Below are 16,088 nucleotides of genomic sequence, written 5' to 3'. Positions count from 1 at the left end.
CGTAGTAAGCGCAGGGAGTTGTCCTTTGTAAACGCGTTTTAGAACCACCAAACCATATCTAAACTAAAATTCATAGGATATAAACGCATACATGCGACTTATATCCTATTTTTTGTTCCCAAAAACCGAACTATCCCGTATACTATTGAATGGTAAAAAAATCTAGGAGGATTTATTTTGAAATTAGCAATGATTGGACTCGGCAAGATGGGGATCAACTTGACTGAGAATTTAATTAGAAACAACAACGAAGTTGTAGCATTTGATTTGAACGAAGATGCAAAGAAAGATGCTGTAAAACTTGGTGCTACAGTGGTTGATAGTTTGGAAGATGCAGTTAAGAACTTGGCTGCACCACGTATCATCTGGGTAATGCTTCCAGCTGGTAATCCAACTAATTCAACTATTGACACTTTAAGTGAATTGCTAGATCAAAATGACATTGTTATTGATGGGGGAAATTCATTCTATGAAGATTCTCTTAAACATAACGAAATTCTTAAGAACAAAGGAATCAAATTCTTCGATGTAGGAACTTCCGGTGGTATGGACGGTGCTAATCATGATGGTAACTTCATGATCGGTGGCGACGATGCTGAATTGTTCAGTTACATCGAACCAATTTTTAAGGGTATCGCACAAACTGATGGATACTTATACACAGGCAAAGCCGGAAGTGGTCACTATTTGAAGATGGTCCACAATGGTATCGAATATGGAATGATGCAAGCCGTAGCTGAAGGATTCGACGTCTTGGCACACAGCCAATTCGATTATGACAACGAAGCCGTAGCCAAAGTTTGGTCACACGGTTCAGTTATCCGAGGATGGTTGATGGAATTAGCACAATCAGCCTTCTCAAAAGATCCAAATTTGGACGAAATCAAAGGTGTAATGCACTCATCAGGTGAAGGAAAGTGGACACTTGATGAAGCCTTGAAATTACAAGTACCAACACCAGTCATTGCCGCATCATTGATGATGAGATACCGTTCATTGGAAGACGATACAATGACAGGAAAAGTCGTTGCCGCATTACGTAATGAGTTCGGTGGACATGACGTGGATAAGAAGTAGAGAGCGGAGAAAGCCGGGAGATTCTGAGCACTGCCTAGGATAGCGAAGGTGCCAACGCAGTTGGTGCATTTGTTATCCGTAGCAGGCACAGGAATCTGGCTTTCATAGCTCGTTTTAAAACAGAGAGTGGAGAAAGGGCGTTCAGACCTCGAGCATTACCTAGGCCAGTGACTTTACCACGAAGTGGTGAAGTCACTGGGCGTAGTAAGCACAGAGGTTTGCCCTTTCGCAACTCGTTTTAGAATAGAGAATAGAGTGTGTCAAAAGACGGGAACACTCGAGCATTACCTAGGCTAATGATTGTACCAACGAAGTTGGTGCGATTATTAGACGTAGTAAGCGGAGGGTGTTGTCTTTTGTAAGCACGTTTAGGAAATATCAAAGCACAAAGGTTCAACCTTTCGCAACTCGTTTCAAAAATACAAACAAAAAACAGTGACCTAAAATCTAGGTCACTGTTTTTCTATGCTATCCTATAAGGATTGAGGTGACAAAATGCAAAAATTAAAAACTTTCCTAATCATCTTCATAGGCGCATTTATCGGAAGCAATCTCCGCTATGGAGAAAGTTTATTATTCAAAACCAGCAGTGGATTCCCGTACGGAACACTAGTTGCTAATTTAAGTGGAGCGTTGATACTGCCATTTTTAATTCACTATCTTCAAGATAGATTCCATTTATCATCAAAAATGATCCTAGCATTAAGCACCGGATTATTAGGATCATACACAACTTTTTCCACATTTACTGCGGACACGTATCGACTTTATCAGTCTGGAAGTTGGATAATGTTGATAACTTATTTAACAATTACAATTGTCGGTGGATTCATCTGTGCATTGCTCGGTAATTATTTGGCAGCAAGTCGTGCCTTCGTGGACTATGCAGAAAGGGGCAAAGATTGATGTCAGTATTTATAGTAGGATTTGGTGCTGGAATCGGAGCTTTCTTGAGAAATGAGCTCACATCCTTGTCACAAAAGATCAAAGTAGACTTCCCAATCATGACCCTGTTGATAAATATTGTGGGAGCATTTGCGTTAGGAATCTTTACCGCACATATCCACAACGGTTCATTATTGTTGTTTCTGGGCACAGGATTCTGCGGTGGATTCACAACTTACGGTACAATGAATATGGAACTCAGCCAATTGTGGTTCCAAAAAAGATTCGTCAGATGCTTCTTATATTTTGCATTAACTTATATTATTGGTATATTAGGATTTGTAGTTGGCATAAATTTGTAACTCGTTTAAGAGAAGGTATATTCATGGAAGAAAAAGAAATTTGGAACGAAAGTAGTCGTCCCAATCTTATTAATTCAACAAAATTGTATTTTCAAGATATGTTCGTCGGTGCTAAGCGAATGAGCCGTGCTGATTATTGGTGGGGATTCTTCGGAATGTCTTTGATCTCAGTGGTATTAATCAGTTTCTTTGGCTGGTTGGTCACAATTATGCCGATGAATGATTTTTACTGGAGCTCCATCTGGTCCATCGCTTTGGTTATGACATTTGGTTACTATATTATTTCAGTCTGGAATGCTTCAATTCGTCGACTACATGACCGCAATATGCGTGGTTGGTGGATGTTGTCATATGTTTTGCCAGGAATCGGTGAAATTATGATGCTTGTATTGATGTGTTTACCGCAACAAAATAATAACAATGGGTGGGATAAATATGTTCAAGAAGGATAAAAAAGAAGAACGTTTCCATGTAGAGTCCGGTAGTACTAACGGTGCACATATGGTGGATATTATTACTGATACGACGACTGGTGTGCAGTACGTTTTAGGAATTTACCCTAATATTGGCTCAGGTATGACTGTGCTTGTGGATAAAGACGGCAAGCCATTGTTGAATCCTGATTATGTTCAGGCATAAAAATTCTTCTTATTATCGAAGATAGGAATAAACAAAAGGACTCGCAAAATTTTGCGAGTCCATTTTTTTACCACCATAATTTGATCAATGCTTGTGTACCATCATTACCCAGGTTCTTTTCATCAACCAACTTCTCATACAAGGATTTAGCTTGTTTAGTTGCGGGTAAGTCAAGTCCCATCTTCTCGCTCTCATCCAGTGCAATTCTTAAGTCCTTCAAGAAGTGCTTAGAGTAAAATCCGGGCTTGAAGTCTCCATCGAGAACACGTGGTCCATAATTCTCAAGACTCCAGTTGTTGGCACTGCCACCGCTAACGGTCTTCAAAATTGATTGCATATCCAAACCAGCAGCCTTAGCATAAACAAACATTTCGGTCATACCAGTCATTGTACCGGCAATCATGATTTGGTTGGCCATCTTAGCGTGTTGGCCAGCGCCGTATGATCCGAAGTAGTGGTTAGTTTGACCGATTACTTCAAATAAAGGAACCAATTCATCGAAGGCTTCTTTTGAGCCGCCGACTATGATCGTCAATTTACCATCACGAGCACCAATGTCGCCACCAGATACTGGGGCATCTAGAGTTTTAACGCCTAACTTTTCGGCTTTCTCACCGATTTCTTTGGCAAGGGTAGGTGTGCTAGTTGTCATATCGATAATTGTTTGACCAGACTTCAGACCGGCGAATACACCGTTATCCTTGAAGTAAACGTCTTTGACATCTTGTGGGAAACCAACCATTGAGAAGATCCAGTCAGAATTCTCAGTTACTTCTTTTGGACTAGCGAACCACTTGGCACCCTTTTTCAAAAGAGGTTCTGCCTTAGATTCAGTGCGGGTATAGATGTTGACCTCATAGCCCGCCTTAAGCAAATTATTGATAATTCCGGAACCCATGACACCTGTTCCGATGAAACCTAATTTTTGCATAAAATGACCTCCAAATTAGTTATTAGATATCTTTAGTATACTCTAGTCAAATAGTGGTGGGGTTTTGACGGTCCGTGATATATAATCAGGATTGGAGAGCAAAATGTTATCGTTTTCTAAATACAAAAAGGGGTGATTTCATGGAATTCATCAAAAAATATTATAAGAGTATACTGGCCGCGATGTTCTATGGAGTGACCTCAGCGATGGGGATTCAGCTGTTTTTGCAGCCATCAAAAATCTACACTAGTGGGGTCATGGGTGCCTCACAGTTGGTAGTCAATTTATTGGAACAATTTGCACATGTTAATACACAAGTTTATTTATGGTATTTTATCTTCAATATTCCGCTAGTAGTTGTTTCATGGCTGAAGCTTGGTAAGAAGTTTACTATTCTTTCATTAATTGCTATCGTGTCAGCTTCAATTTGTATCCTGTTCATTCCGCTACACCCAGTGACGAACGATCCGATGCTTGCATCAGTCTTTGGTGGAGTGATGACTGGAGTTGGTATTGGTATTTGTTTTAGAAACGGATTCTCGACTGGTGGGACCGATGTTATCGCCTTGATTGTGCAGAAGAGTACCGGACGAACAGTCGGACAAGTCAGTTTTGCGGTTAATGCAATGATCGTTGTCGTTGCCGGATTTGTCTTCGGATGGGAACTAGCATTGTACACAATGGTGTCAATTTACATCTCGAACGTATTAGTAGACAAGATGTACATTCAGCAGCAAAAGGTTACCGTCGTGGTTTATTCACATGCTATTGATAAAATTTCCAAAGAATTATTGCAATCAATCCATCGTGGAATAACACTTGATTACAACCTAACTGGAGCTTATTCAGGTGAGCGGATTGGCTCAATTACTATGGTTTTGACGAAGTATGAATTATTCTTCGCTAAGAAAGTTGTATTGAGAATCGATCCAACTGCGTTCATAAATATTCAACCTACTGTTGAAATTAAGGGTAACTTTAGCGATAACTAATTCGTAGCAGGATTGAAATTATGTTAAATGTTATTTTGTCAGATGATCACAATATGAAATGCCTGACGTTTCGTCAAACTAAATTTTAAAACACCAAAAGGAAGCCTTTTTGCAGGCTCCCTTTTTGTTTTCAGAAATTTTATTAATCATTTTATAAAGTTTAAGACTATTATGGAGTCATATAAGCAGGGGAGTGACATAATATGAGGTTTCAACAATTAAAGCATGATCCAAATGCTGTAATGAGAAAAAAATTATATAAGTCAGGTAAGAATTGGGTAGTCATGTCGACTTTGACATTTGTCGGCGGACTTGCAATGTTAGGCATGGGTGCAACTTCTGTTCAAGCTGATGCTGTTGATAGTTCGACTGGTAATCAGGACAACACTGAGGTTGTGCAAGGTTCGAATAGGAGTTCTAGTGGTTCTGGAACTGAGACTCCCACTACCACGGATGACTCATCACAAGTTACTGATCAATCTTTGAATGAAGATAAACAAAATACTGAAAATGAGCAAACAAATACATCGACTAATACCACAGTCGGTGAGCAACAAAATAAAGATAATACAGGTGTTGAGCCACAACAAAATGTACCCAGTTCAGGCACTGATGCTGTAAATGAAACTAAAGATGCACAATTAGCTCCAACTGATAATGTAAAACCAAAAGCGGAAAATGAACCAGTTGATGCAGAAAATATTGATATTGCAGATTCAACTACGGCAAGTGATACAACTAATGACACACAGACGATATCTGATAGCAGCGCATTTACTATTCCATCAAATATAGCTGCGGATCATCAAGGAAAATTTTTCATTGATGATGGTACAAATCAAGGAATAGATCTTGGTACAGGTAGCCAGTGGTATTTAGATACTGATGGGACATTGTATATTGGACCTGGTATAGTAGCTAATCCAACAGTTGACGGTAGTCAGGGTAGCACTTGGAATGCATATAGTTATAATGATGACATTAAAAAAGCTGTTTTTGAAAAAGGAACCGTAGCCGGTACAAGTCTCCAATCGTATTTTAATTCGCTTAAAAATCTGGAAAGTGTAGATATTAATAATCTGGATGTATCTAAAACCAAATTTTTTAATGGCATGTTTTCTAATACTTCAAAGTTGAAATCGTTAGATTTATCTGGGTGGAAAAACATGTTAGCTGGAAGTTCTTTCACATATATGTTTTCAAATAGTGGAGTTACAAACGTTAATATTTCAGGATTTAATTTAAATGGACCACTTGATGATGGAACGAATATTTATGGCATCTTTAGGTATGATGAGCAGTTAACAAATGTTGAATTGCCAAATACAACTCCACAAAATGTTTCCAATGCCGGTGCGGCATTTCAGGGGGATAATGCTCTAGAAAGCATAGACCTTTCAAACTTCTATTTTGTTTCAGATAATGATTCTCAAATGTTTGATGGTACAAATAACTTAAGAAAATTGAAACTTAACAGTGATATGGTTTTGTACGGCGTAAGTTTATCTCAGACATTCACTAAGGTAAAAAATGAAAATGGAGAAGATAAAGTATATACAGTAAGAAACTTTAATGGTTGGACTGATGGCAATAATCAAATAAGCAATAAGGAGTTAAATGGTATTTATAGTGCCGGAAGTACGGATACACGTAAAGGTGGAATAGTAACATGGACCGCTATTGACGTGCAGGTATCTTATGAAATTCATTATTTTGATGCTGAAACTAATAATCCATTGAAAGTTGGTGGTAAAGATTATGTTGTTACAGGTATAGCACCATCTGGAAGTCCAATACCTTTGGACGTGAATATACCGGGTTATTCAAAAACAGGAGTTCTTTCTGATGGATCCGTTACTACGTTATCCACTGGTACAGCCACAAATCCCCAAATAATTAATTTGAAAGTGCCAACTGTTGTGAAACAGAAACTTACAGTTTATGAAGCTGAGGAACCTGAGACTCTGGTAGATTCTCATTTTGCTGATTTGGAATATAATAATGCAGATAATAATACTGCCGCTGTGTCTAAAGTTACAGGAGAGCTGGAAAAAAATAGAAAGTTGGATCTTGATAATACTAGCTTTGATATGGAAGTTGGAGGAAATGCTTTAAACCACAAGTTATCGGATAAATTTAATGACACGGACTTTACTTGGAATCAAATGCTTGAAGCTCAGATTGATGGGAGTGATTCTCCATCTGCATCCTTGCCTAGCTCAACAACGGGAGCTTATTTAGTTAATAACCTTGTTCAAATGTTTGAGGAGTTGGAGAATCAAGATCCCAGCTCTTTATCAAATGATCGCTTAGTTGTTACGCTTGTGTATCTGTCTAATAAAGTTAACTATACATTGAATTATCAATCTGAAGATGGAGAGCAATTAACATCTGCATCTGTACCTGTGTCCGTATCTGCCACTGGAATAATAGGAAGTAATATAACGGTTCCAACAATCGGTGAATTAGTAAGGGACGGCAAGTTAAAAGCTAAAATACCAGGCTATGCCGTCAATATTGTCAATATCGATTCAGATAGCCAAGTGTTGAAAGATGGAGTTGTTGATTATTATGTCACCGTGCCTAAGACCCTAAGTAAATATTTCCTTCAATATGAAATTATTCAAAGGGATGAAAATACGGGAAAGGTTATTCAAACACAATGGGTTGATTTTCCTATGTATGGAGAAGCTGCTCATGTAAGCAAGGGTTGCTTCGATATAGATAATTACCAATTGGATAAAGATAAGTCCACGGTGAACCTACATGATGGAGGAGGTGACCATAATCTTTCATCTGTTGTGACTAGTAATACTAACTCTGCGTTAGAGAGTATGTTCAATCTGGGTATAGATGGCAATAATACATGGAGTCTAGAACAGAATGATTATGATACTGTTGCATCTACCCCATACATCTATACATTTGATATAGCATACAAAGAACAAGTCGGATATAACGTCAATTATGTAGGAACTGATGGGAAAACAATATTGTATTCGGATTCTAATAAACAAGTCGGCAATGTTGGAGATCCAGTAAAAATCGATACTTTAGCAAATCTTAACCAAATCAGACCAGGGTACGCTGCAACAAGCGTCGGTGTAGCACCAGAAATTGTTTCTGGTCAAGATACTTACGATGTTCAAGTTCCAACAGTAAATGATTATTACAAACTAACAATCAATGGGAAAGACGCGGATGGCAAGGATATCTCCACAAGTATCAGTATTCCAAGATACGGTTCAGTTGATGATACAACGGTTCAAAATGCTGTTGCTGACTTATCAAGTGAACATATAGATTTGAGCAACTTGCAATTAAACAATGAAACAATTAGTAATCCAGCATCATTGGATAGCTATATTAAAGATTTAATTGCTAAAGAAAATACCGCATCAACGGATTTGGCTAAGAATGCCAGCGCGACAACTGATACACAGCCAACTGTTAGTCAAACTTTGGACGTCGGTTATAAAGAACAAGTAACGTATAAAGTTAACTATCTCGGAGCTGATGGCGAGACAGTCTTGTACACAACTTCTAATACCGGATATGTCGGAGATCCAGTGGTCGCCGATACATTAGCCAATCTCAAACAAGTTAAACCAGGTTATGCAGCTAACAAGATTGGTGATGTGGGAACAATTACATCTGAAACAACGTATGATGTCACTGTTCCAACGACCAACGATTATTATGATTTGACTATCAATGGTAGGGATGCCAATAACAAGACCGCTTCTGCAACCATCAGTGTTCCAAAATACGGTTCAGCTGATGACGCCTCAGTTAAGGATTCAATTGCTAGGGTGTCAGGAACTGATATTGATTGGGCGAATACCAAATTAGGTGATGCCACAGTTGCATCGGCTAGTGATTTAACTTCATATATCGATAGTTTGATTTCTGAACAAAATCAAAATTCATCGAAGTTGTCATACGATTCTGATGACTTGCCAACAACTAGTCAAACTTTGAACTTAGCCTATCTAGCACCAAAGGTTGATTACACAATCAACTATGTATCAAGCAATGATCCAACCAAAGTTTTGTATTCTGAGACCGGTCAATCTGGTCGAGTTGGAGATAAAGTTGACGTTCCAACAATCAGTCAGTTAGTTCAAAATGGTGCTTTGAAGAATAAAGTTGCAGGTTATAGTGCTGATAGTCCAGCTTCAATTACTTTGACTAGTGATAACAATTATGATGTCAAAGTTCCAACGGTTGCCGATTACTTAACTTTGAATATTTCTCAAACTGATTCTGATAAGAAGCCATTAGCGACTGTTTCCACAAATGTTCCAATGTACGGACAAGCTTCAACTGACGTAGCCGGATTATCTGATAAGAAAGTCGATTGGGATAACTCCAAAGTCAGTGGGAACTTCAAACTAAATGATGGAACCTCAGTTGATGGTATGACATTGAGCAATCTTGCAAGTAAGCTGGGATTATCAATTGACAGTGCAAGTCTGAATGACTTAGTTAAGGCTGTTTTGACCGAAGTAAATACTACTTCAAATTCATTTGCGAAGGATAACACCGCTGATGATACCAAGGCCGGAAATACGCTGAACCTCGATGTCACTTACAAAGCTGATGAGAGTAACAACTCAGATAGTAATACAGGTTCCAACACAGATAATTCGGATAATAACACTGATGATTCTGACACTGGAACAATAGTTAAGAAGCCACAAGATATTGCTACAACGGGTCAGATTGTAACCTTGTATAATAAGCAAGGCGACATTGTCCGTAATCGTGCTTTGGGTACTAATACGGCTTGGTATAGTGATGAGATTTATACATTCAAAGGTGAGAAGTACTATCGTGTTGCTACTGACGAATTCGCCAAAGTTGATGCTGTATATGCTTACGAACCAATGAAAAAATCTGATATTCGAGTTTATAATGATCAAATCGGTAACTTGGTCGATGACTTAGGTGATCCAATTAAGAATCGTTCACTTGCATCATCAAGTGAGTGGGTAACTGATAGATATGCAATCATCAAAGGTGAGAAGTATTATCGTGTTGCTACTGGTGAGTTTGCGAAACTTGATCAGGTTTATAAATATGAAAGTATCAAGCAAAATGTTAAAACAAACAGAACTGTTCCCGTTTATAACGAACGTGGTGTTAAGTTGAATATAACTTTGCCAGCAAATATATCGTATACAGCCGATATGATAGTTACTATTAATGGCGTAAGTTATTATCGTATTGCAGATGATGAATTTGTTAAGAAGTCTGATGTTTTGCCAAATTAAGCAAAAAAAGAAGCCTTTTTTGGAGGCTTCTTTTTTTGTGTAAGGTAAATATATAAAAATCGTTATATAATATAAGCGAATACATAGAATGTAAAATGTCGGGGAGTGTGGACTATGAGATTTCAACAATTAAAGCGTGATCCGAATGCCATAATGAGAAAGAAATTATATAAATCAGGTAAAAATTGGGTTGTTAAGTCAACATTAGCTTTTGTAGGTGGAGCAATGTTACTGGGAGCTTCAACAATCAATACTGTTAAGGCTGATGTAACTGAATCGGCTTCAGATGCGGCAACGACACAAAATGTAACACCAACCGCTGAACCGTCAAATGATCAGACTGCTTCAAATGTAGCAAGCACAGATAATGATAAAGCAGTTCAACCAAATTCAAATGTAGCAGATACGTTCAACTATGCAATTAACTATGTTGCCGTTGGTGGCAGTCAAGGTGGTCAGATTCTTAAGACAGTTACAGGCACAAACGGAACTGATGGAGAATCGGTCACAGTTCAGTCGCTTAAAGATTTGGGATTAACTCCAGATGGATATGATTCTACAGAAGTTTATTCAGATAATTCATTGAATACTGTTTCCACTAATATAACTTTGAAATCCGGACAGGATAGTTATGATGTTTATGTTAAAAGTTCAGATGTAAGTCAGCACAATGAAGTTAGTGCTGATAATTTATCTGTAGAACCACAAAAGAATATTAATACTTCGGATCCTGAATCAAGTGTGGATAATATTAAAACCATTAATGATAGCAATAATGCTGTGAAAGATGTTGAGACTCCGTCAAGTGATTTTAGTGATGCAGATTATGAATCCTCAGATTTTAAATTACAAATTCCAGTGGAAGGTGGTAGTAAATGGTATGTGGATGATATAGGTACTTTACACATTGGTCCTGGTATTGTTGTTGATCCATATTCAGTGGGGGATGTTAATGATGATGCTAAGTTTAGAAGATTTTGCGATTATCCTAATAGTAACAAAATAAAAAAGGTTATTTTTTCTGAGAGAACAGTGGCTGGAGATGATTTAGATAGTTTATTTTCTGGTTTAAGTGATATTAACGAAATAAATATATCGAACTTAGATGTGTCTCAAACCAAGATATTTAGAAGTATGTTTATGAATACATCCAGCTTAAGAGAAATAGATTTAAGTGGATGGAAGAATCAAATAAAAGATGAATCTGATTTTACCCACTTTTTTTATAGGAGTGGTATTGAAAGCGCAGATTTATCAGGGCTAAATTTTAGTAATTCAATGATGACAAGGGCCTTTGCTGAAAACCATAATTTAAAAAATATAAATTTTTCCGACATAACAGCTGAAAATGTGTTGGGAGCTTACATGTTTTCCAATGATGATAACCTTGAGAGTTTAGATATTTCTGGTTTCCATTTTTCTATTAGTGCTACAAATGGAATGGGTAATAACGGGATATTAGGTGACATTTCTAGTCTGAATAGTATAACGATTAGTAGTGATATTGATTTGACTAATTCTGAATTAGATAAAGAATCCGCTATTTATTCTAAGGGATGGTATGACACAAATAATATAAATAAAAGATTTAATACTGCAGATCTTATCAATTCATACAGTGTAGGTGGAGAATACTATGCCCCATCATTAAGAACTGTAACAACTTGGAAAGCAATTTATGGAAGAGTGCCATATGAAATTCATTATTTGAATGAAGATATGTCTCCTATTGATGTGCCAGGTAAAGACAATGTAGTAGCTAATAATTGGGGAGTACCTAATTCGGAAATAAAAGTGAATCCCGATTTCCCTGGATATTCAAAAACCGCTGTGAAGGTTAGTGGACCATCTACTAAGTTACCTTTGCTAGGATTGGATGTGGTACCTGATGTTAAAGACTATACGTATGAATTTACCGTGGCTAAAGTACAACCGTGGAATTTTGATGTAACAGAAAATGAAATATTGCCTACTAAAGAAACAATATGCACAAATACTATTACTAAAAAAGTTGAGTATAATGCACCTGATGAAAATAACGTTACATTTGAAGCTTTGCAGCCACAACTAGAGAAGAATAGAACAGTTGATTTGGATAACACAGGGATAAAAATCCATATTGTTGATGACGATCTGACAGTTAAGCTATCTGATCTTATAGGAGTTAACGATTTAACTTACGGTCAAGTTCTTGAGTTCTATAGAAATCATGAAATAGATGATCCGCTTACACCTGAAGATCCTTTACCTCCAAATACCAAGGCAGCTGATCTATTAACTATGTTAAATAAATTCTTTATGAGTAGTATGGATAGCCTTATGAGCCAAGGAAAGTCAACTTCTTCGGCCACATTCTCGTTAAATCTGGTTTACAATCCTGTTAAAGTAACCAATACAACAAAGTATGTAGATGAGGATAGTAATAAGGAAATATTTACGGCTCAACCGATTGATGGACAATTAAATATTCCGATGACTATACAAACATTAGGGCAATTGAAGCAAATTGTCTCAGGTCATGCAGCTAACAAGATTTCTGATGAAGAACCACAAGTTACTTATGATGGAGAATCTAATTGTACGTATACGATTAAGGTTCCTAAAATAAATGATTATTATCAATTGAGCATTACCAATTCCAAAGATGATGCAGAGTCTACTATTAACGTGCCGGCGTATGGTCCTGCCACTCAAGATGATATTGATAAAGCATTAAATGCATTACCAACTGATAAAGTCGATTGGGCTAAGACAACTCTGGATGGAAAAGTTGTCGAGGCACCAACTGACAGTTCATTAGCAGCCTTTATTAACGAATTGTTGAAGACACGCAATGAGGAATCTACAAAGCTCGCATCAGAAGTTACTGAAACTACTGATTCTGATAATCTGACAACTATTATGCAAAGTCTCAATGTTGTTTACAAACAAGAAGTTAATTATACGGTTCACTATAGATTAGAAGGACAAAAAGATGAATTCTTAAGTGTACCTAATAATAAAGGATATGTTGGAGATCCAATCCAAATTAGTACATTGAAACAGCTAGGAAAGATTACACCGTCATATGCCGCTAATACTGTTAATATTGATCCTGGTAGTTCAAATATATTAAATGAAACTCAAGATTATTATGTTACTGTTCCTAAAACTGCTAGTGAGAACTATTATGAAATTCATATTATTCAAAATGGCATTGATGGTGAAGAACTCAATAGCATTGATGTAAATATTCCAATGTACGGTACAGCAGATACTTTAAGTAGTGATATTTTGGATAATGATAAAGTTAAGAATCTTGAGATAGATTATTACAAATCCCTCTTTACATCGGGTGATATAGTAGATGGAAATTTAGGTAAATCATTGGATGATGCTGAAGTCTATAAAACTCCATCAAATGTAATAGATTTAATCAATGAAGGAGTAATAGTTCCATCTAATGATGCATCTATTGGAGCTTCAATGATTATTGCGAATGATTCGAATACTGATAGATTCCCATTTGTTGACACATATGTACTTCAATACAAGACAAAACAAGCAACATATAAAGTTAGATATGTGCATAAAAATGCAGATGGAACAATAGAAATGTTATTTGAAGATCCAGCGGATCATACTAGTGATGTTGGACAACCGGTTGAGACTAAGACTCTAGGCGAATTCGGACCAGATGCAGTCAGTCCAGGATATGCTGCAGGTAGTGTCGATATTACGCAAGTAGTTTCAGATAGCGGAGATATTACATATGATATTAATGTTCCGACAGTTGATTATTATTATACTTTAAACATTAAGGGAAAAGATTCTAATAATGCCGCTACCTCTGCAACAATCAATGTTCCAAGATATGGTTCTGCTAGTGATGGCGATATCCAAACAGCAGTTGATAAATTCTCAACGGATCATATAGATTGGAAGGGCATGGGAATTGATGGTCAAACATCATTATTAGATTATGTATCAGGTTTGATTGCTAAAGAGAATGCTGCTTCAACTGAACTAGCTAAGAATGCTGGTGCTACAACTGATACAATTCCATCAACTACTAATCAAACACTTGATTTGGCTTATAAAGAGCAAGTCACATATAATGTCAACTACGTTGCTGAAGACGATAACACTAAAGTTCTATATTCAGAACCAGGTACTCATACAGGTGATGTGGGAGATCCAGTAGAAGTTGCACCGCTAGGAACAAATGCTCAACCAGGTTATGCCGCAGGTAGCGTTGATACAACGCAAAAAGTGGTATCTGGTCAAAAAACTTATAACATCAGTGTTTCAAAAATAAATGGTTACTACAAACTAACAATCAACGGTAATGGAAAGTCTGAAGAAATCAGTATTCCAAAATATGGAAATACTGCTGATAAAGATGTTCAAGATGCTATTTCAACGTTGTCAGATCAAGATGTCGATTGGTCAAATGTGAAGGTAGGCAATACAACCATTAAATCAGTAGATGATTTGATTAAATACGTTGCCGATAAAGGTAGTGAATCTAAGAATTTAACACCAGATTCTGATTCAGATAACCTAGTAACTACTGATGAAACTTTGAAATTGTCATATCTTACACCGAAAGTTAACTACACCGTTAACTATGTGACAAGTGACGGAACAACAATATATTCTGACAAGTCTCAAACAGGTAGAGTTGGAGATAAGGTTACTCTTCCAACAATTACCCAATTGGTCAAAGAAGGGACTTTGAGTGGCAAGTTGGCAGGTCATAAGGCAGATAGTCCGGCAACCATTACCTTGACCGATAACGATACTTACACTGTCTCCATTCCAACAATCAGTGATTACTTAACTTTGAATATCAATCAAACTGATTCAAACAAAAAACCTTTAACAACTGTATCAACGAATGTTCCAATGTACGGACAGGCTCCAACAGATGTGAAGGGATTGTCTGATAAAAAAGTTGATTGGAATAATTCAACAGTCGATGGTAAGAAGTTGAGTGATTTAGCCAACGCTTACGGATTATCAACAGATACCGCAAAGATGAGTGACTTAGTAAAAGCCATTTTGACCGACGCTAATGGAAAGTCATCAGCATTTGCGACAGATACCAATGAAGACGATTCCAAAGCCGGAAATGTTATGAACTTGAATGTCCAATACAAAGCTGACGAAAACAACAATTCTGGTAATAATACAGGCTCCAATACCGACAACTCTGGCAATTCCGACAATAACGGAGAATCTGATACAGGAACAATAGTCAAAAAGTCACAAAATGTTGCCACAACTGGTCAAATCGTAACTTTGTACAATGACAAAGGTGAAATAGTTAGAAACCGTGCTCTAGCGGTTAACTCAGGTTGGTATAGCGATGAAGAATACACTCTAAATGGAGTGAAATACTATCGTGTCGCAACTGGAGAATTTGCCAAAGCTAGTGATGTATACGTCTACGAACCAATGAAGAAGTCATATATCAAAGTCTATGATGATCAAATTGGCGATTTGATAAATTATCTCGGGAATCCAGTTAAGAATCGCTCACTCGCACCATCAAGTGAATGGGTAACTGACAGATATGCGCTTATCAATGGTAATAAGTATTATCGTGTTGCCACTGGTGAGTTCGCAAAACTTGATCAAGTTTATCTATATCAGTACACGGACAAAGTAGTCAGGACAAATAGTAATATTGTTCCTGTGTATGATGAACGTGGAAATAAAATGGACGAAACTTTACCAGCTAATACATCCTATAGGGCCGATAGAATAGTAACTATTAGTGGGGTAAGTTATTATCGTATTGCAGATGATGCATTCGTTAAGATGTCAGACGTTTTGCCAAATTAGTAATATAAACCGAGAAAAGAAGCCTTTTTAGAGGGCTTCTTTTTTCGTATATGATATTTTATAAACATTTTTATACGGCGTAAGCGTATGATTAAGG

9 protein-coding genes are annotated in these 16,088 nt (G+C 37.1%); 8 read left to right on the top strand and 1 reads right to left on the bottom strand.

Annotated elements, in window-relative coordinates; translation table 11 throughout:
• The first annotated feature begins 177 nt into the window (after window positions 1-177).
• From gnd to EKM66_RS07775, 5 genes are all read left to right on the top strand, one after another.
• Window positions 178-1,077, top strand: coding sequence for a phosphogluconate dehydrogenase (NAD(+)-dependent, decarboxylating) (gnd, locus tag EKM66_RS07795; protein ID WP_125763330.1), 900 nt, complete (start codon window positions 178-180; stop codon window positions 1,075-1,077).
• Window positions 1,078-1,572: 495 nt separating this feature from the next.
• Window positions 1,573-1,983 (top strand): fluoride efflux transporter CrcB, encoded by a 411-nt coding sequence (gene crcB, locus EKM66_RS07790; RefSeq protein ID WP_125763328.1) that lies wholly within the window; start codon window positions 1,573-1,575, stop codon window positions 1,981-1,983.
• A complete protein-coding gene (locus EKM66_RS07785; RefSeq protein WP_125763326.1) occupies window positions 1,983-2,324 on the top strand; it encodes a fluoride efflux transporter FluC in 342 nt (113 codons plus the stop codon). Before crcB ends, EKM66_RS07785 begins: the two co-directional genes overlap by 1 nt.
• A gap of 23 nt (window positions 2,325-2,347) precedes the next feature.
• Window positions 2,348-2,776, top strand: coding sequence for a DUF805 domain-containing protein (locus EKM66_RS07780; protein ID WP_125763324.1), 429 nt, complete (start codon window positions 2,348-2,350; stop codon window positions 2,774-2,776).
• Entirely contained in the window at window positions 2,760-2,963 is a 204-nt protein-coding gene (locus EKM66_RS07775) for a DUF6440 family protein (RefSeq protein ID WP_125763322.1), read from the top strand. The genes EKM66_RS07780 and EKM66_RS07775 overlap by 17 nt, the downstream gene beginning before the upstream one ends.
• 67 nt (window positions 2,964-3,030) lie before the next feature.
• Here EKM66_RS07775 and EKM66_RS07770 read toward each other — a convergent pair whose 3' ends face one another.
• The gene (locus EKM66_RS07770; protein WP_125763320.1) at window positions 3,031-3,894 is read right to left on the bottom strand and encodes an NAD(P)-dependent oxidoreductase; all 864 of its coding nucleotides are present in this window, start codon (window positions 3,892-3,894) and stop codon (window positions 3,031-3,033) included.
• A gap of 140 nt (window positions 3,895-4,034) precedes the next feature.
• On the opposite strand from EKM66_RS07770, the gene EKM66_RS07765 reads away from it, so the two are divergent.
• From EKM66_RS07765 to EKM66_RS07755, 3 genes are all read left to right on the top strand, one after another.
• Complete coding sequence (locus tag EKM66_RS07765; RefSeq protein WP_125763318.1) at window positions 4,035-4,886, top strand: YitT family protein; 852 nt, start codon at window positions 4,035-4,037, stop codon at window positions 4,884-4,886.
• Window positions 4,887-5,089: 203 nt separating this feature from the next.
• On the top strand, window positions 5,090-10,162 hold the full coding sequence (locus tag EKM66_RS07760; RefSeq protein WP_125763316.1) for an SLAP domain-containing protein: 5,073 nt from the start codon (window positions 5,090-5,092) through the stop codon (window positions 10,160-10,162).
• 114 nt (window positions 10,163-10,276) lie between these two features.
• Entirely contained in the window at window positions 10,277-15,991 is a 5,715-nt protein-coding gene (locus tag EKM66_RS07755) for an SLAP domain-containing protein (protein WP_125763314.1), read from the top strand.
• Window positions 15,992-16,088 lie beyond the last annotated feature (97 nt).

This window comes from Companilactobacillus hulinensis (genome assembly GCF_003946555.1).
Taxonomy (GTDB): domain Bacteria; phylum Bacillota; class Bacilli; order Lactobacillales; family Lactobacillaceae; genus Companilactobacillus; species Companilactobacillus hulinensis.
This window is presented reverse-complemented; position numbering and strand designations above follow the sequence as displayed.

Bases quoted from the DNA above. Each gene is read 5' to 3' on its own strand.
- crcB (WP_125763328.1), top strand. From the start codon at position 1,573: ATGCAAAAATTAAAAACTTTCCTAATCATCTTCATAGGCGCATTTATC.
- EKM66_RS07785 (WP_125763326.1), top strand. From the start codon at position 1,983: ATGTCAGTATTTATAGTAGGATTTGGTGCTGGAATCGGAGCTTTCTTG.
- EKM66_RS07780 (WP_125763324.1), top strand. From the start codon at position 2,348: ATGGAAGAAAAAGAAATTTGGAACGAAAGTAGTCGTCCCAATCTTATT.
- EKM66_RS07775 (WP_125763322.1), top strand. From the start codon at position 2,760: ATGTTCAAGAAGGATAAAAAAGAAGAACGTTTCCATGTAGAGTCCGGT.
- EKM66_RS07770 (WP_125763320.1), bottom strand. From the start codon at position 3,894: ATGCAAAAATTAGGTTTCATCGGAACAGGTGTCATGGGTTCCGGAATT.
- EKM66_RS07765 (WP_125763318.1), top strand. From the start codon at position 4,035: ATGGAATTCATCAAAAAATATTATAAGAGTATACTGGCCGCGATGTTC.
- EKM66_RS07760 (WP_125763316.1), top strand. From the start codon at position 5,090: ATGAGGTTTCAACAATTAAAGCATGATCCAAATGCTGTAATGAGAAAA.
- EKM66_RS07755 (WP_125763314.1), top strand. From the start codon at position 10,277: ATGAGATTTCAACAATTAAAGCGTGATCCGAATGCCATAATGAGAAAG.